We start from the raw sequence: 23674 nt of genomic DNA, 5'->3' as shown, positions 1-23674 counted from the left end.
GCGCGGCCATGGTGCCGATCGCGGCCTACGCGCCGCCGCAGCCGGTCGGCGAGACGCTGATCGCACAGCCGCCGCGCGACTATGTCGACACCGGCTTTGCCGCACGGCTCGACCGCCCGAGCGGCGCGATCTGCATCACCGCGCCGCCCTCCGGCATCATGGCCGTCGGCGGCTACCGGTTCCTCTCCAACGATCTCCAGGAATGGGCCCGCCGGCTCGGCCAGGGTGCCCTGCTGACCGCGCTACCTGACCGTCTCTCCGGCCACCGGCTGGCGGGCCGGGCCCAGGACAATGCCCGCGCCCGCGAGGCGCTCAGCGAGCTCGGGCTTAACCCCCTGATGGTCGAGGCCTTTCGCGACCGCTCGGGGCCGGTCTAGGCCCGGCTTCAGCCGTTCCGTTGACGCCGCATTAAGGCGGCCAAACTAGATTGCGCGGCACCTGTTGCGTGATCAGAGTTTGCAATGTCCCAGGCGGGCCCGATCCTGTTTGTGTCCAATCTCGAACGGCCGCCCTTCATTGCGGCGCTGGAGGAGGCCCGGCTTTTTCCCGTGGTCGACACCGACTGGTCGAGCGCCGCGCGCGCGGTCGAGCAGGTGCAGCCGGCCGCCGTTCTCGCGGTGATGCATGCCGGACACGAGCCGCACATGGCTCCGCTGGCGAAGAAGATCGCCAGCCAATCGCCCTACCTTCCCTTCGTCGCCATGGATGCCGCGGGCACACTGCCTCCCAACGCCCTACCCTTCGCCTCACGCAGCGGCAATCCCGACCGCCTGATCGCCCGGCTCCGCGCCGCGCTGCGTGTGCGCACCCTTCATGCCACCGTGCTGCGCCGACTGCCGGAGGCGACGGTCTCGCTGCCTGAGGCCGATCCCGCCCGCGATGCCACCGTGCTCCTGATCGGCCGCGGCGCGGCCTATCCTGCGCTCTCGGTTGCGCTCGGCGAACGCGTCGGCGTCATCGGCGCGCTCTCGATCGAAGCGGCCGCCAAGCATCTCAACACCCGCGACCTCGACGGCGTCGTGCTCGCCGAAGGCTTTACGGCACGCGTCACCGATGCCTTCTTGACGGTGCTCGCCGAGGACACCCGTTTCCGCAACCTGCCCGTCGTCGTCACCGCACACCAGCTCGCGCTGAGCTACGATCTGCCCAATCTCGAGCTGATCTCCGGCGAGCCCGTGAAAGTCGCCGCCAATGCACTGCCGCTGATCCGCCAGCATGCGATGGAAGCGCAACTGAGCCGCACTCTGCGCTCGATCGACGCCGGCGGCTGGCTCGATCCGCGCAGCGGCCTGCTCACGGTGGAAGCCTTCGCCCGCGATTTCGCCAAGGCGGTGGAGCAGACGCTGGCCCGCGGCGGCGGCCTCTCCGTCGCCCGCTTCGCCTTCGATCCCAATAATCCCCGTGCCCAGCTAGATGCCGCGCGCATCCTCAGCCGCCTGATGCGGCAGATGGATTTTGGCGTGGCGCAAAAGGACGGCTCGGTGATCGTGGTGTTCGCGGAGACCGACTTCCGCACGGCGCACATGATTGCGCGCCGTTTGTCGGCGGTGATGCGGCACACCTCGAACGGCAAGCATGAGATGCGCAGCGATCCCGTCGTCAGCGTGGACTCGCTGTCGCCGTCGGATACGGCAAGGTCGCTGCTGGCACGGCTGTCGGCCGACGCGTCGCGGGCGGCGTCGTAGTTTTTCTCGCGGGCTGGCGCAACAAACACCGTCATTGCGAGCGAAGCGAAGCAATCCAGTCTGTCTCCGCGGAAAGATTCTGGGTTGCTTCGTCGCTAGGGCTCCTCGCAATGACGTGGTGAGACCTGAAGCTCACGCCGCCTTCTTGCTCTCGGCGAGGTGCGCCAGTTGCCGCATGATCTCGGTGGTGCCGGCGAGACGCTCTTCCGGCGTCTCCCAGTCCTGCAGGAACACCACCTTCATGTCGGGCCGCACCTTGGCGGCCTGGCCGTGGCTGCGGATGAAGGTCACCAGGCGGTCGGGATAGGCGAAGGAATTGTCGCGGAAGACGATGACGGCGCCCTTCGGACCAGCATCGATCTTCTCGACATTGGCCCTGCGGCAGAATGCCTTGATCGCGGCGACCTTGAACAAATAGCGGACTTCGTCCGGCAGCACGCCGAAGCGGTCGCGCATCTCGGCGCCAAAATTCTCGATCTCCTCCTCGGTGTCGAGATCGGCGAGACGCCGGTACAGCGACAGCCGCACCGAGAGGTCGCCGACATAGTCCTCGGGAATGAGCACGGGCATGCCGATCGTGATCGACGGCGACCAGCGGTCGGCGGCGGGCTCGGAGACGCCGGCCTTGAGGTTGACGATCGCCTCCTCCAGCATCGATTGATAGAGCTCGAAGCCGACCTCCTTGATGTGACCCGACTGCTCTTCGCCGAGCAGATTGCCGGCGCCGCGGATGTCGAGGTCGTGCGAGGCGAGCTGGAAGCCCGCGCCGAGCGTCTCCAGCGATTGCAGCACGGTGAGCCGGCGCTCGGCCTGCGCGGTGATCTTCTGCTGCGCCGGCAGCGTGAACAGCGCGTAGGCGCGCAGCTTGGAGCGACCGACGCGGCCGCGGAGCTGGTAGAGCTGGGCGAGGCCAAACATGTCGGCGCGGTGCACGATCAGGGTGTTGGCGTTGGGGATGTCGAGGCCAGACTCTACGATCGTGGTCGACAGCAGGATGTCGAACTTGCCGTCGTAGAAGGCCGTCATGATGTCCTCGATCACGGCGGGCGGCATCTGGCCGTGCGCGACCGCGACCTTCATCTCCGGCACGTTCTTGTCGAGGAAATCCTTGACCTCGGCGAGGTCGTCGATGCGCGGCACCACGTAGAATGCCTGGCCGCCGCGATACCGCTCGCGCAACAGCGCCTCGCGGATCATCAGCGGATCGTGCGGGGCGACGAAGGTGCGGACCGCGAGGCGATCGACCGGCGGCGAGGCAATGATCGAGAGTTCGCGGACTCCGGTGAGCGCCAATTGCAGCGTGCGCGGGATCGGGGTTGCCGACAGCGTCAGCACATGCACCTCGGAGCGCAACGCCTTCAGCCGCTCCTTGTGCGTGACGCCAAAATGCTGCTCCTCATCGACGATGACGAGGCCGAGCTCGCGGAACTTGATCGCCTTGCCCAGCAGTGCGTGGGTGCCGACGACGATGTCGACCGAACCGTCGGCGATGCCCTTCTTGACCAGGTTGAGCTCCTTGGTCGCGACCAGGCGCGAGGCCTGCGCCACGTTGACCGGAAAGCCCTTGAAACGCTCGGTGAAGGTCCTTGCGTGCTGGCGCGCGAGCAGCGTGGTCGGCACCACGACAGCGACCTGCTTGCCTTCGAGCGCGACGGCAAAGGCCGCGCGCAACGCCACCTCGGTCTTGCCGAAGCCGACGTCGCCGCAGATCAACCGGTCCATCGGACGGCCGAGCTCGAGGTCCTTCAGGGTGGATTCGATCGCACCCAGTTGGTCCTCCGTCTCGTCATAGGGGAAGCGCGCACAAAACTCGTCGTAGAGGCCCGGCTGCACCGGCAGCTTGGGCGCCTCGTGCAGATGGCGCGCGGCGGCGATCTTGATCAATTCGCCCGCGATCTCGCGGATGCGGTTCTTGAGTTTTGCTTTTCGGGTCTGCCAGCCGGAGCCGCCGAGGCGATCCAGCTCGACCGTAGTCTGGTCGGAGCCGTAGCGGGATAGCAGCTCGATGTTTTCGACCGGTAGGAACAGCTTGGTTTCGGCCGCATAATGCAGCTCGAGACAGTCATGCGGCGCGCCGGCGACATCGAGGGTCTGCAGGCCGATGAAGCGGCCGATGCCGTGGTCGACGTGGACGACGATATCGCCGGCAGTGAGGCTCGTCACCTCCGAGATGAAATTGTCGAGCTTGCGGCTCGCCTTGCGCGGCCGCACCAGGCGGTCGCCGAGGATGTCCTGCTCGCTGATCAGTGCGATCTCGTCGGTCTCGAAGCCGCTTTCGAGGCCGAGCACGGCGAGCATGGTCTCATTGCGCGGGGTCGCCTGCACCGTCCGCCAGCTGTTGACGCTGGTGGTGTGGGCCAGCTTGTGGTCGCGCAGCATCGAAGTCATGCGGTCGCGCGAGCCTTCGGTCCAGAGCGCGATCACGACCTTCTTGCGCTGCGCCTGCAAGGCCATCACATGCGCGACGACGGATTCGAACACGTTGACGGTGGTGTCGTTGCGCTCCGGCGCGAAGTCACGACCCTTGCGCGCACCGGCATCGATGACACTCGTGCCATCGGCCGGCACGGAGAACTGCGTCAACCGCGCCAGCGGGATATCACCGAGGCGCCTGCCCCACTCCTCCTCGGTCAAATAAAGCCTGTCGGGCGGCAACGGCTTGTAGATGGCACCGCCGCCGGGATGCTCCATCGCATCGCGCCGGGCCTCGTAATAGTCGAGAATCTGCTTGAAGCGCTCGCGCACGGCGTCCTCGGCCTGCGGCTCGATCGCGACTGCTGCCCCTTGCAGATAGTCGAACAGCGTGTCCATCCGGTCCTGGAACAGCGGCAGCCAGTGCTCCATGCCCGGATGGCGGCGCCCTTCGCTGACGGCCTCGTAAAGCGCGTCGTCCCGCTCGGGCGCGCCGAACTCGGCGACATAGCCCATGCGGAAACGGCGGATGGTGTCGGTGACGAGCTGGAATTCCGAGATCGGCACGAGGTCGAGCGAACGCATGTCGAGCAGCGTGCGCTGGGTCTCGGCGTCGAAGGAGCGGATCGATTCCAGGCTGTCGCCGAAGAAGTCGAAGCGAACGGGCTGGTCGAGACCGGCCGGAAACAAGTCCAGGATGCCGCCGCGCACCGCGTATTCGCCGGGCTCGCGCACGGTCGAGGAGCGGTTGTAGCCGTTATGCTCCAGCCAGGCGACGATCGTGTCCATCGGCACCACGTTGCCCGGGGCAACCGACAGCGCCTGCGCCGCGACGAGCTCGCGCGCAGGCACGCGCTGAACCACGGCATTCACCGTGGTCAGCACGATCAGCGGCTTATCGCTGCCCGTCAGGGACGCAAGCCGTGCCAACGTCGTCAGGCGTTGCGCCAAAATGCCGCCATGCGGCGAGACGCGGTCATAGGGCTGGCAGTCCCAGGCCGGGAAGAGCAACACCGGCAGATCGGGCGCGAAGAATTGCAGCGCGCGTTCGAGCTGCTGCATCCGCGGACCATCGCGGCAGACCACCGCAAGACTGACCGCCGGCTTCTTCGGCCGCGCCGCGATGGCCCGGGCGAGATCGGAGACGACGAGGCCTTCGGCGCCCTCGGCGACATTGGCGAGCGTCAAGGCGCGGCCGGGCGTCAGCAGCTCGGCCGGTGATTTCATACCCTGCTTCATGCGTCGCGGTCCGCGATCGGATACGCCTTGATGCGGGCAAACAGCGCGCCGGTGACGTCGGCCGGAAGCACCTTGTCGCCGGTGATGGCGGCATAGAGATCGGGATCGTTGACCTCGAGCAGGCGCTCGAGCTCGATCAATTCAGGCTCGGACAAATTGCCGATCTCGGCATCCGCAAAGCGGCCGAGGATCAGGTCCATCTCGCGCGTGCCGCGGTGCCAGCAGCGGAACAGAAGCCGCTTGCGGCGGTCATCCAGCCCGCTGCTCGATCGTGTCGTTCCCGTCATGTCTCAAATCCAGTCAAACGCAGAAAGCCCGGACGTGCCGGGCGGGGTGGATATAGCCACTCGGACCGGCCGTGTCAGCCCTTTGTTGTCACAGTTCGCCCATCCGGTGCGTCATGGTCAGCCGGGCTCCGAAAAAAAGACGTGGATGCCAGGCATAAAGCCGGGCATGACGGCGAGGAACGATCTTAGATTCCACGAATGCGCCCCAGCCTGCTCAATCCGCTGTTTGCTCCCGTGACCAGCCTGTCCGGCGTCGGTCCGAAGCAGGACAAGCTGTTGCAATACCTGCTCAGCCGAAGCGAGACGCCGCGGCTGGTCGACCTGCTGCTGCATCTGCCAAGCCAGGTCATCGACCGCCGGGCGCGGCCAAAAATCCGCGACGCCGTCCAGGGAACCATGGTGACACTGGAGGTCACCGTCGATCGCCACCGTCCGCCTCCGCCGCGCAACGCGCGCGCGCCTTATCTCGTCTATGCCAGCGACGACACCGGCGACGTCGTGCTGACGTTCTTCCGTGCCAAGCCCGGCTATGTCGAGAAGCTGCTGCCAATGGGCGCGAAGCGTTACGTCTCCGGCACGCTGCAGATGTATGACGGCATGCCGCAGATCGTGCATCCCGATCGCGTGCTCGACGAAGAGGCGATCGCAAAGCTCTCCGGGATCGATCCAGTCTATCCGCTGACCGAAGGCCTCGCGCTCGGCTCGCTCCGCCGCGCGATCGCGCAGGCGCTTTTGAAGCTGCCGGCCCTGCCGGAATGGATCAGCCCGGAGGTGATACGCCGCTGCCACTTCCCGCCGATTGCCGAAGCACTCAATCGCGTGCATCAGCCGGTCGAGCTCACGGACATCCTGCCGGATCAACAGTTCTGGTCGCGCCTCGCCTTCGACGAATTGCTCGCCGGCCAGCTTGCGCTCGCCCTGATCCGTGCGGAATTGCGCCGCCCCGCCGGCGTGCGCAATGCCGGCGACGGCCACCTGCGCAGCAAGATCATCGACGCACTGCCCTACGCGCTCACGCCCTCGCAACGCAGCGCTGCCGCCGCTATCGCCGAGGACCTGAAACAGCCCGTGCGCATGCTGCGCCTGCTCCAGGGTGACGTCGGCTCCGGCAAGACCGTGGTGGCGCTGCTCGCTGCCGCCGCGGTCGCCGAGGTTGGCAAGCAGGCATCGTTAATGGCCCCAACCGAAATCCTGGCGCGCCAGCACATCAAGACCATCGCCCCGCTCGCCGAGCGCGCCGGCCTGCGGGTCGCGATCCTCACCGGCCGCGAAAAGGGCAAGGAGCGGCGGGAGTTGTTGGCGCAGCTTGAAGCCGGCGAGATCGACCTGCTCGTCGGCACCCATGCGCTGATCCAGGACGATGTGATCTTCAGGGATCTCGCCCTCGCCATCGTGGACGAGCAGCACCGTTTTGGCGTGCGCGAACGCCTCGCGCTGACGTCGAAGGGCGAATCCGTCGATGTCCTGGTGCTGAGTGCAACCCCAATCCCGCGCACGCTGGTGCTGACCTATTTCGGCGACATGGATATTTCCGAGCTGCGCGAAAAACCTGCCGGCCGTCAGCCGATCGACACCCGCGCGGTGCCGATGAGCCGGATCGAGGAGGTCATGGGCGGCGTCGGCCGCGCGCTCGCCTCCGGCAAGCTGGTCTACTGGATCTGCCCGCTGGTCGAGGAATCCGAGGCCGAGGGCACCGAGCACCTCACCAATGCGACGAAACGTTTCGAGAGCCTGCAAAAGCGATTCGGCGACCGTGTCGGCCTCGTCCACGGCCAGATGAAGGGCATCGAGAAGGACCGTGTCATGGGCCAGTTTGCTGCCCACGAGATCGGTCTGCTCGTTGCGACCACCGTGGTCGAGGTCGGCGTCGATGTGCCCGCCGCAACCATCATGGTGATCGAGAATGCCGAGCGTTTTGGTCTTGCCCAGCTGCACCAACTCCGCGGCCGGATCGGGCGCGGCTCGGAGGCCTCGACCTGTCTGCTGCTGTATTCGGAGCCGCTCGGTGAGATGTCGAAGGCGCGGCTGAAGGTGATCCGCGAGACCACCGACGGTTTTCGTATCGCCGAGGAAGACCTGAAGCTGCGCGGCGAAGGCGATGTGCTGGGCGTGCGCCAGAGCGGCCTGCCCGGCTATCGCATCGCGCGCCCGGAGGTGCACGGCCAGCTCATCGCCCAGGCCCGCGACGAGGCGCTGCGCATCCTGAAGGACGATCCGAAGCTGAAGGGCGAGCGCGGCGAAGCGCTGCGGTGCCTGCTCTATCTGTACGAACGGGACGAAGCGATCCCGTTGATCGGTGCGGGCTGAAGCGTTCTCGTGCGCCCGAGGCAAGGACAATGCAATTGCCCCAATGAAGGGTACGGTTTCCCTTGCTTCATTGCGAGCTGGCTCACATTCAGGGACGGATCACTCGTGCTAAAGGTATATTGGAACTGTCCCCACATCCCTGCTGGAGGTAGATCATGCAGTTCATCTCCACCGAATGGCAGTCCACTTCGACGGCTCCCTTAGACGGGGATCTCGAAATCTGCGCGCTGGACTTTGATGGTATCGTCCACTCGCTTCCCTTTCCCTGTCACAAGGATGGATCCAATTGGGTCGATCGATCGGGCAAAACGCACGCCGACATTCAGCCTACCCATTGGCGCATATGGGGTCATCCACGCTGATCCGTCGCCGGCGCAATGCCTCCGGGAAAGCGATGCTCGGGCACGATGGTACATTCCCGTCATTGCCTGCCTTGAGCGCACGCACGGAACTCTTGCCGTAGCCTGATCCCGGGGCATGATTACCCGTAGGACAGGCAAAGGCGCGTTCGTCGAGCCCCGCCGCGGAACGGAACGCACGATCGGCTCGTTAATTGCTCAAGGGCGGCGCAGACAGGAAGGAGCAGACCATGAGGGCTCCCACCATCGCCGCGCTCGCGATCTTACTCGGCGCGCCCGCAGTATCACTCGCGCAACCGGGTGGGCAAGGTGCGGTTGAATTGAGCGACGGCACAACGATATCGCAACACCCATCCCTGCCGAAACTCAGCCTCACCAACGCGCAGCGCGAGCAGATCCGCAAGACCGTGCTGACTGAGCATAACGAGATCCAATTCCGGCTGAAGACCACCCAGCCAGCCAAGGACTTTACCCCTGCCGTTGGCGCGACACTTCCAAAAGGCGTAAAGGCTCAAGGACTGCCAGCGCAGGTGTTCGCGCAATTGCCAGAGCTGCGCGATTATATGTACGTCAAGATGAAGGATCAGGTGCTGATCGTGGACGGCATGACCAACAAGATTGTCGATATGTTCTCGGAGACGCAACCACTGTCTTAGCCCAAGGTCTTGGCGCGAGACATTCGACAGATCGGGCATGCAAGTAGATTCTAGTCCTTCTTCGGGACATTCGCCGCGAACGCCTTCATCAGCGCGGCATCCATCGCCTTCGCCTTGGCATCCTCGGCGAGATGCTCGAACCACTTCGCAAAGCCTTCATAGATCTGGCTGGCCGGATGATCCGGACCCAAGAATCCCGAAATCTCCCGCATCTCCGCGACCCAGCGATACGCCTTCGGGATCATGTCCGGCAGCGCCACTTCGAGGCGCGCCAGAATTGCAGGCTGGCTGAGCGCGAGCTCGTCGCGCAGCGCGTCGGCCGCGCCCGCTTTCGTGGCCGCGACCACCATGGCCGAGCCGATGCCGGCGAGGCCTTTGACGATGCCGGCGTAGGACATCTTGAGTGCAGAGGCTGCGCCGACCGGGCCTTCGACGATCCGCACGTCGAGGCCCAGCTCTTTCAGCACGGCGACGTCCTTGGCGTGCTCGCCGGACATGTAGAAGGCCGGGCTCTTGCCACCACGCTGCGGCGGAAAGCCGATGATGCCGGCATCGACGAACGGCGCCTGCGCCGAGCCGATGATCTCCTCGATCCTTTGCACCGTGTCGACATTGACGGCGTTGCAGTCGACCACGACTGGCTTCTTCTCGCGCCGGACGATCAGCGCGGCCAGCCGTTCAGCCAGCGCCACGGCTTCGCCCGGCGGCACGATCGAGAGGATGATGTCGGCTTCGGCGAGCGCGTCGTCCTCGGCGCCGACCATGCCGGCGTCCGCCGCCCGTTTCAGCGTCGCCTCGCTCCGCCCCTTCAGGGACGTCAGCACCCGCGCGCCATTCTCGCTGAGGCGGCGAGCCACGGCGCTGCCCATGGCACCGGGCGCGAGGATCGCAATGGTTTTGGACATCATGCACTCCAGGTCGAATTCCGAACGATACGCTCAATTCAACCGGAGACTAGCAGAGGACGCGAACGCCTGCGTAAACGCGGCCACCCCGCGCGGGAATGGCCCTACTCCACTTTCGCAGGCTGCTGGGGTTGGAGCGCAGACGCGTTGGCGATGCGTGCGGCGTTCGCCACGCCCGCGAGCGCGGCGGCCTTCTTCGGATCTGGTGCCGAGCCAGGCTGCACAACGCCGGCCGACATGATCAACGTCGCGGCATCCTCGGCGCTGAGGTCGACCTCGATGATCTTGCTCTTCGGGACGTAGAAGAAGAAGCCGGTGGTCGGGTTCGGCGAGCACGGCAGGAACACCGAGACGTGCTCCTCCTGTCCCGGCAGGTTGCGCGCGATGTCCTCGTTCGGCGATTGCGAGATCAGCACGATCGACCACATGCCGGGCGAGGGAAACTCGACCAGGCCCACTTTCCGGAAGCTCGAGCCCTTGCCCGAAAACAACGTCTCGAACACCTGCTTGAGGCCGCGGTAGATGGCGCGCACCGCCGGAATCCGGCCGAGAAAGGTCTCGCCGACGTCGACCAGCGTCCGGCCGATCAGGTTGGCCGCAAGGAAGCCGACCAGCGTCAGCGTGAAGAATGCGACAATCAGTCCCCAACCGGGAACACCATAGGGAAGATAGGTTTCGGGCCGATAGGCCAGCGGCACGAACGGTCGCACCACGCCGTCGACCCAGGTGACGAACCACCAGACCAGATAAAGCGTGATCGCGATCGGCCCCGTCACGACGAGGCCGGTCAGGAAATAATTGCGAAAACGGCCCATCAGGCCGGTATGCGGTTCCGGGACGGGATCAAGAGGCGCAGGCGCGTCGTCGCGGGGGGTCATTCGGGTTCCAGGTCGGTCGCAGCACACAAGCTAGGGTCTTCTAGCAGGTTTTGGAAGACTGCGACCAACCGATATCCCTTGTGCTATTCCACGGTCACCGATTTCGCGAGGTTGCGCGGCTGGTCAACGTCGGTGCCCATCACCACGGCCGTGTGATAGGCGAGCAGCTGCACGGGAACGGCATAGACCATCGGCGTGAACGCCCCCGCCATGTCGGGCATCACGATGGTGACGAGAGAATCGACGGTCGCCTCTTCCGCGCCCTTGGCATCGGTCATCAGAATGATTTTGCCGCCGCGGGCCGCGACCTCCTGCATGTTTGAGACGGTCTTTTCAAACACCCGGTCATAGGGCGCGATGACGACGACAGGCATGGTCTCGTCGATCAGCGCGATGGGTCCGTGCTTCAGCTCGCCGGCAGCGTAGCCTTCGGCGTGGATGTAGGATATCTCCTTCAGCTTCAGCGCGCCTTCGAGCGCCAGCGGAAAACTGGTGCCGCGGCCGAGATAGAGCACGTCACGCGACTTTGCGATCTCGCGCGCCAGACGCTCGATCTCAACCTCGTTGGTGAGCGCATCCGACATCAAGCGCGGGACCTCAACGAGGCCATGGACGAGCCTGGTCTCGTCCTCATCGGACAATTCGCCGCGTGCCTTGCCGGCCGCAATTGCAAGATTTGCGAGCACCATCAGCTGGCAGGTGAAGGCCTTGGTCGAGGCGACACCGATCTCGGGTCCCGCCAGCGTTTGCAGCACGGTCTCGCTTTCGCGCGCGATCGTCGAGGTCGCCACGTTGACGACGGCGACCGTGTGCACGCCCTGGGCCTTGGCATAGCGCAGCGCCGCCAGCGTGTCGGCGGTCTCGCCGGACTGCGAGATGAAGATGGCGAGATCACCCTTGCGCAGGGGCGCTTCGCGGTAGCGGAATTCGGAGGCGACGTCGACCTCGACCGGCACGCGCGCAAAACGCTCGAACCAGTACTTTGCAACGAAGCCGGCATAGCTCGCCGTGCCGCAGGCCGTGATGTTGATGCGCTGGATGGTCTTGAAATCGAATGGCAGCTTGACCGGCAGGGAGACGCGCTCGGTCGCCATGTCGACATAGCGCGCGAGCGTGTGGCCGACCACCTCCGGCTGCTCGTGGATCTCCTTCGCCATGAAGTGGCGGTAGTTCGCCTTGTCGACCAGCGAGGTCGAGGCCGCATGCCTGATCTTGTCGCGGTGGACGGCGTGGCCGTCCTTGTCGAAGATCGTTGCGCTGTTGCGGGTGAGCACGACCCAGTCGCCGTCCTCGAGATAGCTGATCGTCTCGGTGAAGGGGCCGAGCGCGATGGCGTCGGAGCCGAGATACATCTCGCCGTCGCCATAGCCGATCGCGAGCGGCGGGCCGTTGCGGGCGCCGATCATGAGGTCGTCGTCGCCGGCGAAGATGAAGCCGAGGGCGAAGGCGCCGCGGAGTCGCGCCAGCGTCAGCTTGACGGCCTCGACCGGCTTGTTGCCGCGCGCGAGCAGATCGTCGACGAGGTGCACCACGATCTCGGTGTCGGTCTCGGTGTGGAACACCGTGCCCTTCGCCTCGATTTCCTCGCGCAGCTCGCGAAAATTCTCGATGATGCCGTTGTGGACCACGGCGACGCGCTCGGTCGCATGCGGATGGGCGTTGTTGACGGTCGGCTTGCCGTGGGTGGCCCAGCGGGTGTGACCGATGCCGGTGGTGCCCTTCAACGGCTCCGCTTCGAGCCGCTTCTCCAGGTTCTTCAGCTTGCCCTCGGCGCGGCGGCGCTCCAGGTGCTTGCCTTCGAGTGTGGCGACGCCCGCGGAATCATAGCCGCGATATTCGAGACGTTTGAGCGAATCCACCAATTGCTCTGCAACCGGCTCGCGCCCGAGAATGCCGACAATCCCGCACATGCGGATCACTATCCCCCAAATCGCCGAAAAATCGCCTAAACGACGCGGTCGGTTTTAGCGAAACTCCTACGGAACCAGATACTCAATAATTATTGCTGATTGAGACAGCGCCAAATCACACCGAGCCTCGCCTGCGTCGATTTGGCCGGCCTTTAACCTCGCACGTTAACTCATTGTCAACATGTTTGGCCAACGATTCCCGCCCAGGAGAGACGGCCATGAGAAGCTCATCCGACCGCAAAGGCCTGTCGTCGATGTATCTGCGCGCCAGCGAGACCTCGGGCACGCACCTTGCGCATTGGCCGCCGCCCATGCGCGGCAAGGAAAACAAGCCCGTCTTCATCAAGCATCCCGAAGGCGAGCCGGCCAAGCGCGCCAAGCCGCGCGGCTGGCGCCTGACCCGCGCGATCTTCTCCGAATTCGCGGACGACGAATAGCCTCGCTCACTTCTCCGGCTTCTTTTCGAGCTTCTTGCCGCCCGTCTTCATCTCGCGATAGCGCGCAGCACCGCCTTCGCGGATAGTCTGCTGGTTGCGCTCCAGCGCCATCGCATCGTCGGGCACATCGCGGGTGATCACCGAGCCGGAGCCGATATAGGCGCCGTTGCCGATTCTGACGGGAGCGACCAGCGAGGAGTTGGTGCCGACGAACGCACCCTGCCCGATCACCGTCTTGTGCTTCCCGAAGCCGTCGTAGTTGCAGGTGATGGTGCCTGCACCGATGTTGGATTTGGCGCCGACGATCGCATCACCGATGTAGGCGAGATGATTGGCCTTCGCTCCCGCCTCGAGAGTCGCGGCCTTGGTCTCCACGAAGTTGCCGATCTTGGCACCTTCGCCAAGCGAGCTGCCCGGCCTCATGCGCGCGAACGGGCCGACAGACGCGTTCTTGCCAATCGAACTCTGCACGATGTGCGAGAAGGAATGGATCACCGCGCCGTCGGCGATCGAGATGCCCGGGCCGATGACCACGAACGGCTCGATGGTCACGTCCTTGCCGAACACGGTGTCGGCGGACAGGTACACCGTCTCCGGCGCGACCAGCGTGACGCCGGCCTCCATCGCCGCTTTGCGTAAGCGCGCCTGCATCACGCTTTCCGCTTCGGCGAGCTGCGCCTTGGTGTTGATGCCACGCACTTCATCTTCACTGGTCTCGATCACGACCGACTCCCATCCCTGTTCGCGGACGATGCCGACTGCGTCCGTCAGATAATATTCGCCCTTGGAATTGGCATTGCCGATCCTGTCCAGGATCGCGAGGGCGCGGCGACCATCGATCGCCATCAGGCCGGCGTTGCACAGATCGATCTTGCGCTCCGCTTCACTGGCATCGGCCTCTTCGCGGATCGCGACCAGGCGGTCGCCCTCGACGATGAAGCGGCCATAGCCGGAAGGATCGGCGGCGCGAAAACCGAGCGCAGCGATCGCGGCGCCCCTGGCGAGCGGTTCGCGCAGCCGCGCGAAGGTTTCGGCCGAGATCAGCGGCGTGTCGCCGAATGCGATCAGGAGATCATCGACGCCCCGCGCAATCGCCTCGCGCGCCGCCAGCACCGCATGCGCGGTGCCGAGCCGCTCGGCTTGCACGAAGGTGAGCGCATCGAGGCGGCTGCGCCTCGCCTCCTCCGCAACTGCCTGATGATGGGGACCGATCACGATTGCGAGCGACGTGCCGGTTCCCTTTGGTGCGGCGGCGAGCACGTGGGCGAGCAGCGTCTGATGTGCGACGGGATGCAGCACTTTCGGCAGGCTCGATCGCATGCGCGTGCCTTCGCCGGCGGCGAGCACGATCGTGAGGCTGGAACGGGCGGTCATCGAAATCCTGTCAGATACGGCCGAATCAATTGGTGCGGCGGACGGCAGGCCGCCCTGATGCCATCGCCTTGCTACCCCCGCAAACGCCCGGAATTCAAGTGCGGGGCGTATTTCCTGTTAATGTTCCCTGATTGATTCGGGGAAGCCGGACAGGGCTGGGCACTCAACGTTCATGGCAAAGGATTCCGACCCACTGGCGGATGCCTTCGGCACCAAGGAGACCGGCGGGCTGTTCTCCGGACTTTTGGCCGAGGAAAGCGCATTCGACCGGCGCATGATGTGGCGGCTGGGCTCGTGGGGCGTCGCGGCCGTAGGGGCCGTCGTCATCGCCGTGATGGCCAATCAGGCCCAGCTCGGCTGGCGGCGCGACCAGGTCGCCTCCGCCGATCTCGCGCGCCAGGCCGACCGCCTCCAGATGCTGACCAAGGAGAGCCAGAACGAGGCGCGCCGGCTCGCCGCCGCCATCGAGACGTTGAACGGCGACCGCGACCGGCTCTATTCACGCGTCACGGTGCTGGAGCAGGGTCTCGATTCCGTCACCGGAGCCATCGCCAAGCAGGGCGCCGCGCCGCCGCAAGGCGCCAAGCCGCAGGATCTCGCGCCAGCGACCGCAGCTCCCAGCGTGGCGCCGGTCGCCTCGACGCCAGCTCCGGCGAGCGAGAAGCCGCGCGCTGAAGCCGCCAAGGATACTCAGAAGGAAACTGCGAAGGATACTCAGAAGGAGGCTGTGAAGGAGCCCTCGAGCCCGCCGCCGCAGACCGCGGCTGCCGCCTCGCTCGTGCAGCAGTCGCCGGCCATGACATCGGCGCTGCCGACCCTTCCGCTGGTGCCGTCCAAGTCGATCATGGCGCCGCCGGATCCGGCCGCGTCGAAACTGATTCAGCCCGAGGCAGCTGAGAAGGCCGCCGAGAAGAAGGCCGAGCCGGCTCCTGCTCCAACCGAGGTCGTCGCGGCAGCAACGAAGCCGCCGGAAGCAGCCGAGACCGAAGCCCCCGCGATCGCAGTCCAGCAGACGCGCTTTGCGATCGACCTCGGGGGCGCCAACTCGATCGACGGCCTGCGCGCACTCTGGCGCGGCGTGACGAAATCCAATCCCGAAGTCGGAGCACTGCGGCCGATCATCATGATCAAGGAAGGTGCCACGGGCCTCGGCATGCAGCTCCGCTTGGGTGCCGGGCCTCTGATCAACGCCGCCGCCGCCGCAAAACTCTGCGCCGGCCTCACCGAGAACGACCGCCATTGCGAGACCACCGTGTTCGACGGCCAGCGCTTGTCGATGCGCGGCGGCCAAGAAAAGGCGCAAGAGAAGTCGCAAGAGAAGGCGCAAGACAAGCGACAAGAAAAGACTCAGGACCGGGTTCAGGAGAAGAGCTCCGAGAAGAACCAGGACGCGGCACCGCAAGCCGAAACCGCGCCCGCGCCGAGTGCAAAGCCCGAGAAGCCGCAGCGCCGCCGCAGCTACTCCTCGAAGCGCTCATCAAAGCGTGAGGAGCCCGCGCCTGCACCCGCGGCCCAGCCGGCGCCGGCACCGGCGAAGCCGGAGACGGCATCAGCGTCTGCGGGATCGACGCTGTCGTCGTTCTTCCGGCGGTAGGTCGGAATCTACTTCCACCTGAACGCGCGGTGAATGCCGGCATGTTCCTGCGCGCGGAGATGGACTTAAATTTCGGTCCACCACCGAAACCAGCCACCGATTGCCCAGTTATCCCGGTTCTGAACGGAGCGCACGCGCGACATCGCTCGTGCCCGCGTCCATGACCAAGGGAGAAGTATACGTGAAGAAATTGATCATCGCGACGGCCGTCGTTCTGGCGGCATCCTCGGCGCTCGCGCAAACGACGAAATCGCCGGGCGCTTCGAGCAACGCGCCCGGTCAGCAGATGCAGAACACGACGAAGCCCTCGACAGCTCCCGGCGCTTCCGAATACGCGCCCGGTCACCAGACCAATACCACCGCGGGACCGGGCCACTCGGAAAGCGCGCCCGGACAGAAGATGCAGAACACCACGGGCTCGAGCACCAAGAAGAAGTGAGGCTGCCCGTCGCCTTTGTAATTTCGATAACCGGCGCCTGATCAAAGGATCAGGCGCCGGTCTGCATTTGGAAACAGAGCCGGAAGACGCAAGGTCGAATTTGATGGCTCTTTGCGCACGCGATGATTTACTCGATGCGCGCCTTTTCCTTCAGATCCCGAATGCGTATCTCCGCTTCATCCCTGGACTGGACGATTTCCGACCAATCCTCCACCCGCGCCTCCTTGCTCAACCTCTTGAGCTCGTTCAGCTGCTCCTGAGTTGGCTTGTCCATGCTCACTCCTTGAAGGCAACATGCATTGGACGTCATAACATTCAGAACTCAGCCCGCCCCTCGCGTGTTCCCAAAGGCTGCCTGGGCGAGCCAAACCAACAGAAACATCGCCTGCCCTGTTGCCTGCCCGCGCCATCCCGACCATATTGCCCCCATGAGAAAAAAGCCCTTCCGCCTCACGCCCTACCAGGTGCAGTTCCTGATCGTCGTCGGCTTCGTTTCCGTCGGCTATGCGCTCTATCTGCGCTACCTCGCGATCGAGCTGTCGCAAGTCGCGCTCGCCTGTGACGCCGGCCTGCAGACGCTGGTCTGCAAGGCGCGCTCGGTCTCGACCGTGCTGTTCAAGAATTCGGTGTTCGGCATCGTCGCGCTGGTGGTTGCGACGCTGAACCTGATGCGGCCGTCGATCGTGCTGCTCACCGTCGGCGTCATCGCCGCCGGCCTCGGCATCGTGCTCTACAATGTCGTGCTGTCGGGCCTTGCGATCGGCCTGTTCATTCTTGGATTTGCTCGGCCCGCGCCCGCCACAGCGTGAGCGCAAACAAAAGGTAGATCGCGCAGGTCCACAGCGACTGCCAATTCTCGCGGCCCTCGTTGAAGAGCACATAGACGGCCGACAGCGCCAGCACGCCCGCGAACACCGCCTCCGCGATCGGACGCTGGCCGATCTGCGGCCGGTTCAACATCAAGAGCGCGAACGGCACCACCGCCATCGTCAGCGCGGCGTAGGGGAAATCCTTGTAGCGCGGGTCGAACACGAAACCGAGCGCGGTCTGCGCCGCGATCACCGCGGTCATGGCCAGCGTCAGGCCGAGCACGGCGGTGAGCTTCGACCATTTCCGGCCCTCGCGCGGGCCGAGCAGGTCGAGGAATGTCGGAAGGCTGCGGCCGATCACCATCGCCTGCGCGCAGAAGATCGGCGACAGGATGCCGGCGAGTAACAGCGCGCCCCAGAGCAGCCAGCCACCGATGCCGTAGCTCTCGTAATACATCTTGTCGGCGCCGATCCCGAGCAGGATGCCCGCCGTCGTCGCCGAGATGCCGACGCCGAGCCAGGCCGAGAAGCGCGGCGTCCAGGGCCGCCGGCGCAGCGTGAGACCGGCAACCGCGAACACCAGCACGCTAAGGCCCATGCCGGCGCCCATGTACCATTTCCAGTACGGGAAATTGCTGATCGGCTCGCCCGGCGGATATTTCAGGCTCCGGCGCACCGAGTCATACAGACCCCAATAGCCGCCGACGGTGCCTTCCAGCTTGCGCTTCCACGGCTGGTCGTAGGACTCGATCAGGTTGACCCGGAACTTCTGTGCCTTCGCAAGGCTCAGGATTTCCGAGACGACGCGGGCCTGGTTGGTGCGCGACGGCAGCGCGCCATCGCGCATGCGGCCCTCGCTTGGCCAGCCGGTTTCGCCGATCAGGATCTCCTTGCCCGGAAACGCCACCGCCATGCGCTCGCGGATCGCCTCGACATGGCTTGCTGCGAATTTCGCGCGCACCGGGAAATCTTCCCAATAAGGCAGGATATGGATTGTGACGAAGTCGATGGCGTCATAGACCTCGCGGTTCTTCAGCCAGTACTCCCAGACGTCGGCATAGGTGACGGGCACGCTGACCTGTGCCTTGACCGAGCGGATGATGGAGACGAGATCGGCCGTGGTCATCTCGCCGCGGAGCAGCACCTCGTTGCCGACGATCAACGCGGTGATGATGGACGGGAATTCCTTGGTGAGGCGAACCGCGAGCGCGGCCTGCTCGAAATTCTTGGTGCGGTTGCTGGACAGCCAGATGCCCTGGAGCACTTTCAGCCCGCCGACCTTGGCGGCGATCGCCGGCACCTGGTCGAGCCCGTTCTCCATCGAATAGGTGCGGACGCAGTCGGTGATCTGCTTGAGCTGGCGCAGGTCCAGCTCAATCTGGTCGGCGTCGATATGGGTCCACGCATCCAGCGGCGACTGCTCGCCGCGGAACGGGGCGTAGGAGACGCATTGGACCTTCTCGGCGGGATCGATCGGGGCACGCGCGAGCGTGATCGGCGTCGCCAACCACCACCACACGGCAGCAATCGCACCCAGTGAAACGAGCAGAAGCGCCAGTGGCGTACGAAGAGAAATCGGTTCCGTCCTCCGCGAAGGGCCCGTCGATTACCTGCTTGCACGCCATCTGCCAAGGGGGTGCCCAGGTGCGGATCAGTTCCTCCCCCAGCGGAATTTGGCTGCGGCCGTTCGACCGGGGGCTAGGATCGTGACTTTGCTGGACAAAATTCCAAATACAGGTCATGGACTCCAAAGGACTTTTCCGCCGCATTGGAGACCCATTTGGACGCCATCACCGGCGCGTCCGCGAGGTCGGAATGCGGACGGTCAGCGGACATATTGGGGAATTCATGCGGCAACGGGTGTTCGAGTTACGAAATGCGGTCCTGCGGCAGTTCGCCGCCACCTTGGCCGTCTCCTGCCTTCTCGTTCTCGCCGGTCTCGGCGGCGCCTCCGCCCAGAGCGGCTCGCCCGCCCCCGACCAGAGCAAGGCCGCCGCCCAGCCCGCCGACGCCGCCAAGGACGCCGCCCAGAACCAGCGCCGCACCGACGAATTCGCCGAAGCGGCCCAGGTCATCAATGGTCCCGCCGGCAATCCCGAATGCGTCTGGCTCGGCCGGCGCGTGGTGCGGCTGATGTGGCGGGATGATCTCGATACCGCGTTCCGCCATCTCGACCTCTACGACCGTTTCGGCTGCCCCGGCGGCCACATCCAGGCTGCCTTCCGCTGCCTGACCCGCTTCGGCGGGCAGATCGACCCCAAGGTCGCCGAGACCCTGGATAGTCGCGTGCACGCCTGCTGGATCAACCCGGCCTCCCAGCCGCAGCAGGCGGCGGCGAGCGCCTCGCAAGCCGCAGCGCCAACGTCGGGCAATTCGCAAGCCCCTCAGCCGGCCGCCAGCCCCTCGCCTGCGGCAAGCCCGACGCCCGCGCCCCAGAAATAGCCGCGATCGTTTCAGCTGTCGTTCAGGAACGATCGGCCATAGACACGGTTGGCACTGCCACGCGTCGTTCGAAAAGGCCATGCCCTCATAAGGACATGAGGCCATGACAGTTGTGAAACCGCGCGGCAGAGGTATGCTCCCTTTGCCGCGGACTCGGTCGGATCTCGGGGTCGGATCCGCTTCCCTGCCACCTCAGCCCCTTGTGGTTTAGCCGCGATGCGCGTTGTCGCCGCCGTTCTGTTGCTTGTGTCCGCGCTCCACGCCGGCCTCTGGGGAGTCCTGCGTGACAAGGAACCCGCCCCTGATTTCAAGGGCCTCTTGCCCAGCGTCTCCTACGCACCGTTCGAGGGCTCGGCCCACCCCGACATCGACAACATCCCGACGATCGAGAAAATCCGCGCCGACCTGAAAACGCTGTCGACCATGACGCGCGCGATCCGCCTCTATTCGTCCACCGGCGGTGTGGAGCTGGTGCCGCCGATCGCCGCCGAATTCGGCCTCAAGGTCACGGTCGGCGCCTGGATCGACAAGGACAAGGACCGCAACGAGCGCGAGATCAAGGCTGCGATCGAGCTCGCCCGCAAGAACAGCAACGTCGTCGGCGTAGTGGTCGGCAACGAGGTGATCTACCGCGGCGAGCAGAAGGTCGAAGACCTCATCAACATGATCAAGAAGGTCAAGGGATCGGTCCGCGTGCCGGTCACGACCGGCGAGATCTGGAACATCTGGCGCGACAATCCCGACCTCGGCTCCAGCGTCGATTTCATTGCCGCCCACGTGCTGCCCTATTGGGAAAACTTCCGCTCGGACCAGGCCGTCGACCAGGCCGTCGATCGCTATAACCTGTTGCGCAACCTGTTCCCCGGCAAGCGCATCGTGATCGCCGAGTTCGGCTGGCCGAGCCAGGGTTACAATTTGCGCAACGCCGATCCGGGCCCGTTCCAGCAGGCGCTGATCCTGCGCAATTTCGTCAGCCGCGCCGAAGCCATCGGCATGGAATACAACATCGTCGAAGCCATCGATCAGCCCTGGAAATTCTTCGAGGGCGGCGTCGGTCCGTATTGGGGCATTCTCAACGCCAGCCGCGAGCCGAAATTCGCCTGGACCGGCCCGGTGGAGAATCCTGATTATTGGAAGCTGATGGGCATCGCGCTGCTGGTCGGCATCCTGCTGTCGCTGCCGATCCTGCGGCTTGAAAAACCGACCGCGAAGCAGGCCTTCCTACTGTCGGCAACTGCCAACGGCGTCGGCGCCTGGGCCGCCACCGTGTTCGCGTTCTGGAACAGCCATTATTTCATCTTCGGCTCGGCCTTCGCGCTGACGCTGGGCATGATCCTGCTCGTTCCCCTCGTCCTCATCGCGATGGCGCGCATCGACGAGATTGCCGCGGTCGCCTTCGGCCGGCCGCCGCAGCGGCTGATCACGAAGGACAAGCCGGTCGAGAACGTGCCGGAGAGTTACTACCCGAAGGTCTCGATCCACATCCCCGCTTATTTCGAGCCGGTCGAGATGCTGAAGCAGACGCTCGATGCGCTGTCGCGGCTGAACTATCCGAACTACGAATGCGTGGTCATCATCAACAACACGCCGGATCCTGCCTTCTGGCAGCCGATCCAGGACCATTGCCGCGCGCTCGGTGAGCGCTTCAAGTTCATCAACGCCGAGAAGGTGCAGGGCTTCAAGGCCGGCGCGCTGCGCATCGCCATGGACCGCACCGCGGCGGATGCCGAGATCATCGGCATCCTCGATGCCGATTATGTCGTCGATCCCGACTGGCTGAAGGACCTCGTGCCGGCTTTCGCCGACCCGCGCGTCGGCCTCGTGCAGGCGCCGCAGGAGCATCGCGACGGCGGCCTGTCGATCATGCACTACATCATGAACGGCGAATATGCCGGCTTCTTCGACATCGGCATGGTCCAGCGCAACGAGCTCAACGCCGTGATCGTGCACGGCACGATGTGCCTGATCCGCCGCGCCGCGATGGACATGGCCGGCGGCTGGTCGTCGGATACGATCTGCGAGGACAGCGATCTCGGCCTTGCGATCCAGGAGCTCGGCTGGACCACCCACTACACCAACCATCGCTACGGCCAGGGCCTGCTCCCCGACACCTACGAGGCCTTCAAGAAGCAGCGTCACCGCTGGGCCTATGGCGGCCTCCAGATCGTCAAGAAGCACTGGCGGCAGTTCCTGCCCGGCAGGAGCCGGTTGACGCCCGACCAGAAGCGCGAATATGGCCTCGGTTGGCTGAACTGGCTGGGCGCCGAAAGCCTCGGCGTGGTCGTGGCGCTGCTCAACCTCGTCTGGGTGCCGATCGTCGCCTTTGCCGACATCGCCATCCCCGACAAGATCCTGACGCTGCCGATCATCGGCGCCTTCATCGTGTCGCTGGTGCACTTCCTGTCGATGTATCGCGCCCGCGTCGCGATCAAGCCCGGCCAGATGCTGGGCGCCATGATCGCGGCGATGAGCGTGCAATGGACGGTGTCGCGCGCGGTCGCGCAGGGCCTCATCACTGAGCACATCGCGTTCGCCCGCACTTCCAAGGGCGGCCTTAGCAGGATGTCGATCGAGTTCCAGGCGTTCTGGGAGGCCGTGATCGGCACCCTGCTGGTGATCGGCGCCGGCGTCCTGATCGCCTCCAACAGTTTCCGGCAGATCACCGAGATCTACGTCTTCGCCGGAGTCCTGGTGCTGCAAAGCCTGCCGTTCCTGGCCGCCGTCGCGATCGCCATCCTCGAGCTCAGCCGGATCAACTCGTTCCAGTTCTGGCGCGACAGCGCGATCCGCTCCGCCGAGCTGATCGGCCTCCGCCCGGTCGCCCTGCCGACCCCCGGTACGCCGCAGCCGGTGCCGAACGAAGTGCGGCGCGAGGCGAACTGAGGGCTGGCAGGCCATCCTCGCTGTTCGGCGTGGATGACGGCCCGCCAATCAGGTTGAAATTCCTGACCTAAGCAACGGAAGCAGCGAGCGAATCCCCGCTCCTGCCGCGATCTTCGGCACCCACCCGCACTATTGACCTCCGCGCCCCATCCCCCTACACAGCGCGGGCCGACAGCATGATCCGGAAACAGCCGGTTTTCCCCGCAACGCAAGTCGAGCGTGGCGGCAAGACATGCTTCTCGAAATGACCGAACACGATGGCGTCCGTCTTCGAGCCATCAGCGGCCATGGGAGCGCGTAGCTCAGCCGGTAGAGCACGTGACTTTTAATCACGGGGTCCTGGGTTCGAGCCCCAGCGCGCTCACCAAAAGCTTTCCGGCTAATAGTCTCTGGCCACGGTTGGGCACGGGATTGATCAGCATTCCCAACCTAATGCGTTGTCACCGGGTTTTGCGGCGGAGCTTCTTGGCTAGCTTCCTTTGGTCATCGCCGTACTCTTTGGCAGCTTGCCGCGCTTGCTTGGTGCGATCTCGGAAAGTGTTTGGAGGAGGCATCTTTGCTATCGCTTCTTCCAGTTCGACCGCGATAGCCCTGTAGCGCGCGAGCAGCGTTGCGAACACGTTGCGCTGGAGCTGACTCTTTGCGGCCTTCTGCATGCGCTCGCATTCTGCGATTTGCCCGCGAAGTAGTTCTAAGTGGGCTTGCATGCCTTTCATGACATCATCGGGGGCGAAGGGTCCCGGCCTGGAGCGCCCCTCACCAATCGTCGTGCGTGAACAGAGCTCGTTGAATGTTGGCAGTACTGAGAATGAATTAGGACACTCCCAAAATCAAGTTAGGACACTGAGGGTCAGATACGGACAGCAGCCGACCGCGCATGAGAACTGTACGATGGACCAGAAGGGCCCGCCCGTAGCTGGCGGGCCGTGTCACACATGTGGCATGCCCGTTGCACAGTCGAAACCAACTGGGATTTCAGTGCTCAGTTTGAGAATGAAACGCTGCCGGGACATGTATTTCGAGCCCGGCAGCGTCTTGTTTTAGGACGAGTGGGACAG

Annotated in this window: 18 protein-coding genes, 1 tRNA gene and 1 pseudogene; 11 read left to right on the top strand and 9 right to left on the bottom strand. The window is 64.8% G+C overall.

Annotation, left to right across the window (positions count from 1 at the left end):
• A pseudogene (locus CWO91_RS05185) lies at positions 1-377 on the top strand (long-chain fatty acid--CoA ligase); the annotation flags it as partial.
• Positions 378-461: 84 nt separating this feature from the next.
• Positions 462-1685, top strand: coding sequence for a GGDEF domain-containing protein (locus tag CWO91_RS05180; RefSeq protein ID WP_130212512.1), 1224 nt, complete (start codon positions 462-464; stop codon positions 1683-1685).
• Between the two features lie 132 nt (positions 1686-1817).
• Here the strand turns inward: CWO91_RS05180 and mfd are convergent, their stop codons facing one another.
• Both mfd and CWO91_RS05170 read right to left on the bottom strand, forming a co-directional pair.
• Complete coding sequence (mfd, locus tag CWO91_RS05175) at positions 1818-5336, bottom strand: transcription-repair coupling factor (RefSeq protein WP_130212511.1); 3519 nt, start codon at positions 5334-5336, stop codon at positions 1818-1820.
• Positions 5333-5623, bottom strand: a complete 291-nt coding sequence (locus tag CWO91_RS05170; protein ID WP_130212510.1) for a succinate dehydrogenase assembly factor 2 — start codon at positions 5621-5623, stop codon at positions 5333-5335. The genes mfd and CWO91_RS05170 overlap by 4 nt, the downstream gene beginning before the upstream one ends.
• A gap of 198 nt (positions 5624-5821) precedes the next feature.
• On the opposite strand from CWO91_RS05170, the gene recG reads away from it, so the two are divergent.
• Together recG and CWO91_RS05155 are read left to right on the top strand one after the other, a co-directional pair.
• Positions 5822-7930 carry an ATP-dependent DNA helicase RecG gene (gene recG / locus CWO91_RS05165; RefSeq protein ID WP_130212509.1) on the top strand — a complete coding sequence of 703 codons (2109 nt, stop codon included), beginning with the start codon at positions 5822-5824 and terminating at the stop codon, positions 7928-7930.
• Between the two features lie 589 nt (positions 7931-8519).
• Positions 8520-8945 carry a DUF1236 domain-containing protein gene (locus CWO91_RS05155; protein WP_130212508.1) on the top strand — a complete coding sequence of 142 codons (426 nt, stop codon included), beginning with the start codon at positions 8520-8522 and terminating at the stop codon, positions 8943-8945.
• Positions 8946-8995: 50 nt separating this feature from the next.
• Here CWO91_RS05155 and CWO91_RS05150 read toward each other — a convergent pair whose 3' ends face one another.
• The 3 genes from CWO91_RS05150 to glmS form a co-directional block, all read right to left on the bottom strand.
• Positions 8996-9850: an NAD(P)-dependent oxidoreductase gene (locus CWO91_RS05150; protein WP_130212507.1), complete on the bottom strand. Its 855-nt coding sequence runs from the start codon at positions 9848-9850 to the stop codon at positions 8996-8998.
• A gap of 104 nt (positions 9851-9954) precedes the next feature.
• The gene (locus CWO91_RS05145) at positions 9955-10728 is read right to left on the bottom strand and encodes a DUF502 domain-containing protein (protein WP_091894454.1); all 774 of its coding nucleotides are present in this window, start codon (positions 10726-10728) and stop codon (positions 9955-9957) included.
• 83 nt (positions 10729-10811) lie between these two features.
• The gene (gene glmS / locus CWO91_RS05140; protein ID WP_130212506.1) at positions 10812-12638 is read right to left on the bottom strand and encodes a glutamine--fructose-6-phosphate transaminase (isomerizing); all 1827 of its coding nucleotides are present in this window, start codon (positions 12636-12638) and stop codon (positions 10812-10814) included.
• Positions 12639-12856: 218 nt separating this feature from the next.
• Here glmS and CWO91_RS05135 point away from each other — a divergent pair, with 218 nt between their 5' ends.
• On the top strand, positions 12857-13075 hold the full coding sequence (locus CWO91_RS05135; protein WP_130212505.1) for a hypothetical protein: 219 nt from the start codon (positions 12857-12859) through the stop codon (positions 13073-13075).
• Positions 13076-13081: 6 nt separating this feature from the next.
• On the opposite strand, the gene glmU is transcribed toward CWO91_RS05135, so the two are convergent.
• Positions 13082-14449: a bifunctional UDP-N-acetylglucosamine diphosphorylase/glucosamine-1-phosphate N-acetyltransferase GlmU gene (gene glmU, locus CWO91_RS05130; protein WP_130212504.1), complete on the bottom strand. Its 1368-nt coding sequence runs from the start codon at positions 14447-14449 to the stop codon at positions 13082-13084.
• 172 nt (positions 14450-14621) lie between these two features.
• On the opposite strand from glmU, the gene CWO91_RS05125 reads away from it, so the two are divergent.
• Positions 14622-16043 (top strand): hypothetical protein, encoded by a 1422-nt coding sequence (locus CWO91_RS05125; RefSeq protein WP_130212503.1) that lies wholly within the window; start codon positions 14622-14624, stop codon positions 16041-16043.
• A gap of 181 nt (positions 16044-16224) precedes the next feature.
• Positions 16225-16482 carry a hypothetical protein gene (locus CWO91_RS05120; RefSeq protein ID WP_091894444.1) on the top strand — a complete coding sequence of 86 codons (258 nt, stop codon included), beginning with the start codon at positions 16225-16227 and terminating at the stop codon, positions 16480-16482.
• Positions 16483-16609: 127 nt separating this feature from the next.
• Here the strand turns inward: CWO91_RS05120 and CWO91_RS42700 are convergent, their stop codons facing one another.
• Entirely contained in the window at positions 16610-16756 is a 147-nt protein-coding gene (locus tag CWO91_RS42700) for a hypothetical protein (protein ID WP_165405232.1), read from the bottom strand.
• Between the two features lie 154 nt (positions 16757-16910).
• Between CWO91_RS42700 and CWO91_RS05115 the strand changes: the two genes are divergently transcribed.
• Positions 16911-17291 (top strand): hypothetical protein, encoded by a 381-nt coding sequence (locus CWO91_RS05115; RefSeq protein ID WP_130212502.1) that lies wholly within the window; start codon positions 16911-16913, stop codon positions 17289-17291.
• Here CWO91_RS05115 and CWO91_RS05110 read toward each other — a convergent pair.
• A complete protein-coding gene (locus tag CWO91_RS05110; protein WP_130212501.1) occupies positions 17251-18810 on the bottom strand; it encodes a beta-(1-6) glucans synthase in 1560 nt (519 codons plus the stop codon). The genes CWO91_RS05115 and CWO91_RS05110 overlap by 41 nt on opposite strands.
• Before the next feature lie 329 nt (positions 18811-19139).
• Between CWO91_RS05110 and CWO91_RS05105 the strand changes: the two genes are divergently transcribed.
• The 3 genes from CWO91_RS05105 to CWO91_RS05095 all read left to right on the top strand — a co-directional run bounded on the left by CWO91_RS05105 (position 19140) and on the right by CWO91_RS05095 (position 22983).
• On the top strand, positions 19140-19733 hold the full coding sequence (locus CWO91_RS05105) for a beta-1-3, beta-1-6-glucan biosynthesis protein (protein ID WP_130212518.1): 594 nt from the start codon (positions 19140-19142) through the stop codon (positions 19731-19733).
• A gap of 216 nt (positions 19734-19949) precedes the next feature.
• The gene (locus CWO91_RS05100) at positions 19950-22616 is read left to right on the top strand and encodes a glycosyltransferase (protein WP_130212500.1); all 2667 of its coding nucleotides are present in this window, start codon (positions 19950-19952) and stop codon (positions 22614-22616) included.
• A 291-nt stretch (positions 22617-22907) separates the two neighbouring features.
• A tRNA-Lys gene (locus CWO91_RS05095) sits at positions 22908-22983 on the top strand.
• A gap of 73 nt (positions 22984-23056) precedes the next feature.
• Here CWO91_RS05095 and CWO91_RS05090 read toward each other — a convergent pair.
• Positions 23057-23332: a hypothetical protein gene (locus tag CWO91_RS05090; RefSeq protein WP_130212499.1), complete on the bottom strand. Its 276-nt coding sequence runs from the start codon at positions 23330-23332 to the stop codon at positions 23057-23059.
• Positions 23333-23674: the final 342 nt, after the last annotated feature.

The organism is Bradyrhizobium genosp. SA-3, from assembly GCF_004212635.1.
GTDB lineage: Bacteria > Pseudomonadota > Alphaproteobacteria > Rhizobiales > Xanthobacteraceae > Bradyrhizobium.
This window is presented reverse-complemented; position numbering and strand designations above follow the sequence as displayed.

What these genes read in the sequence shown, in the direction of transcription:
- CWO91_RS05180 (WP_130212512.1), top strand. Translation starts at nt 462, where the DNA reads ATGTCCCAGGCGGGCCCGATCCTGTTTGTGTCCAATCTCGAACGGCCG.
- mfd (WP_130212511.1), bottom strand. Translation starts at nt 5,336, where the DNA reads ATGAAGCAGGGTATGAAATCACCGGCCGAGCTGCTGACGCCCGGCCGC.
- CWO91_RS05170 (WP_130212510.1), bottom strand. Translation starts at nt 5,623, where the DNA reads ATGACGGGAACGACACGATCGAGCAGCGGGCTGGATGACCGCCGCAAG.
- recG (WP_130212509.1), top strand. Translation starts at nt 5,822, where the DNA reads ATGCGCCCCAGCCTGCTCAATCCGCTGTTTGCTCCCGTGACCAGCCTG.
- CWO91_RS05155 (WP_130212508.1), top strand. Translation starts at nt 8,520, where the DNA reads ATGAGGGCTCCCACCATCGCCGCGCTCGCGATCTTACTCGGCGCGCCC.
- CWO91_RS05150 (WP_130212507.1), bottom strand. Translation starts at nt 9,850, where the DNA reads ATGTCCAAAACCATTGCGATCCTCGCGCCCGGTGCCATGGGCAGCGCC.
- CWO91_RS05145 (WP_091894454.1), bottom strand. Translation starts at nt 10,728, where the DNA reads ATGACCCCCCGCGACGACGCGCCTGCGCCTCTTGATCCCGTCCCGGAA.
- glmS (WP_130212506.1), bottom strand. Translation starts at nt 12,638, where the DNA reads ATGTGCGGGATTGTCGGCATTCTCGGGCGCGAGCCGGTTGCAGAGCAA.
- CWO91_RS05135 (WP_130212505.1), top strand. Translation starts at nt 12,857, where the DNA reads ATGAGAAGCTCATCCGACCGCAAAGGCCTGTCGTCGATGTATCTGCGC.
- glmU (WP_130212504.1), bottom strand. Translation starts at nt 14,449, where the DNA reads ATGACCGCCCGTTCCAGCCTCACGATCGTGCTCGCCGCCGGCGAAGGC.
- CWO91_RS05125 (WP_130212503.1), top strand. Translation starts at nt 14,622, where the DNA reads ATGGCAAAGGATTCCGACCCACTGGCGGATGCCTTCGGCACCAAGGAG.
- CWO91_RS42700 (WP_165405232.1), bottom strand. Translation starts at nt 16,756, where the DNA reads ATGGACAAGCCAACTCAGGAGCAGCTGAACGAGCTCAAGAGGTTGAGC.
- CWO91_RS05115 (WP_130212502.1), top strand. Translation starts at nt 16,911, where the DNA reads ATGAGAAAAAAGCCCTTCCGCCTCACGCCCTACCAGGTGCAGTTCCTG.
- CWO91_RS05105 (WP_130212518.1), top strand. Translation starts at nt 19,140, where the DNA reads ATGCGGCAACGGGTGTTCGAGTTACGAAATGCGGTCCTGCGGCAGTTC.
- CWO91_RS05100 (WP_130212500.1), top strand. Translation starts at nt 19,950, where the DNA reads ATGCGCGTTGTCGCCGCCGTTCTGTTGCTTGTGTCCGCGCTCCACGCC.
- CWO91_RS05090 (WP_130212499.1), bottom strand. Translation starts at nt 23,332, where the DNA reads ATGAAAGGCATGCAAGCCCACTTAGAACTACTTCGCGGGCAAATCGCA.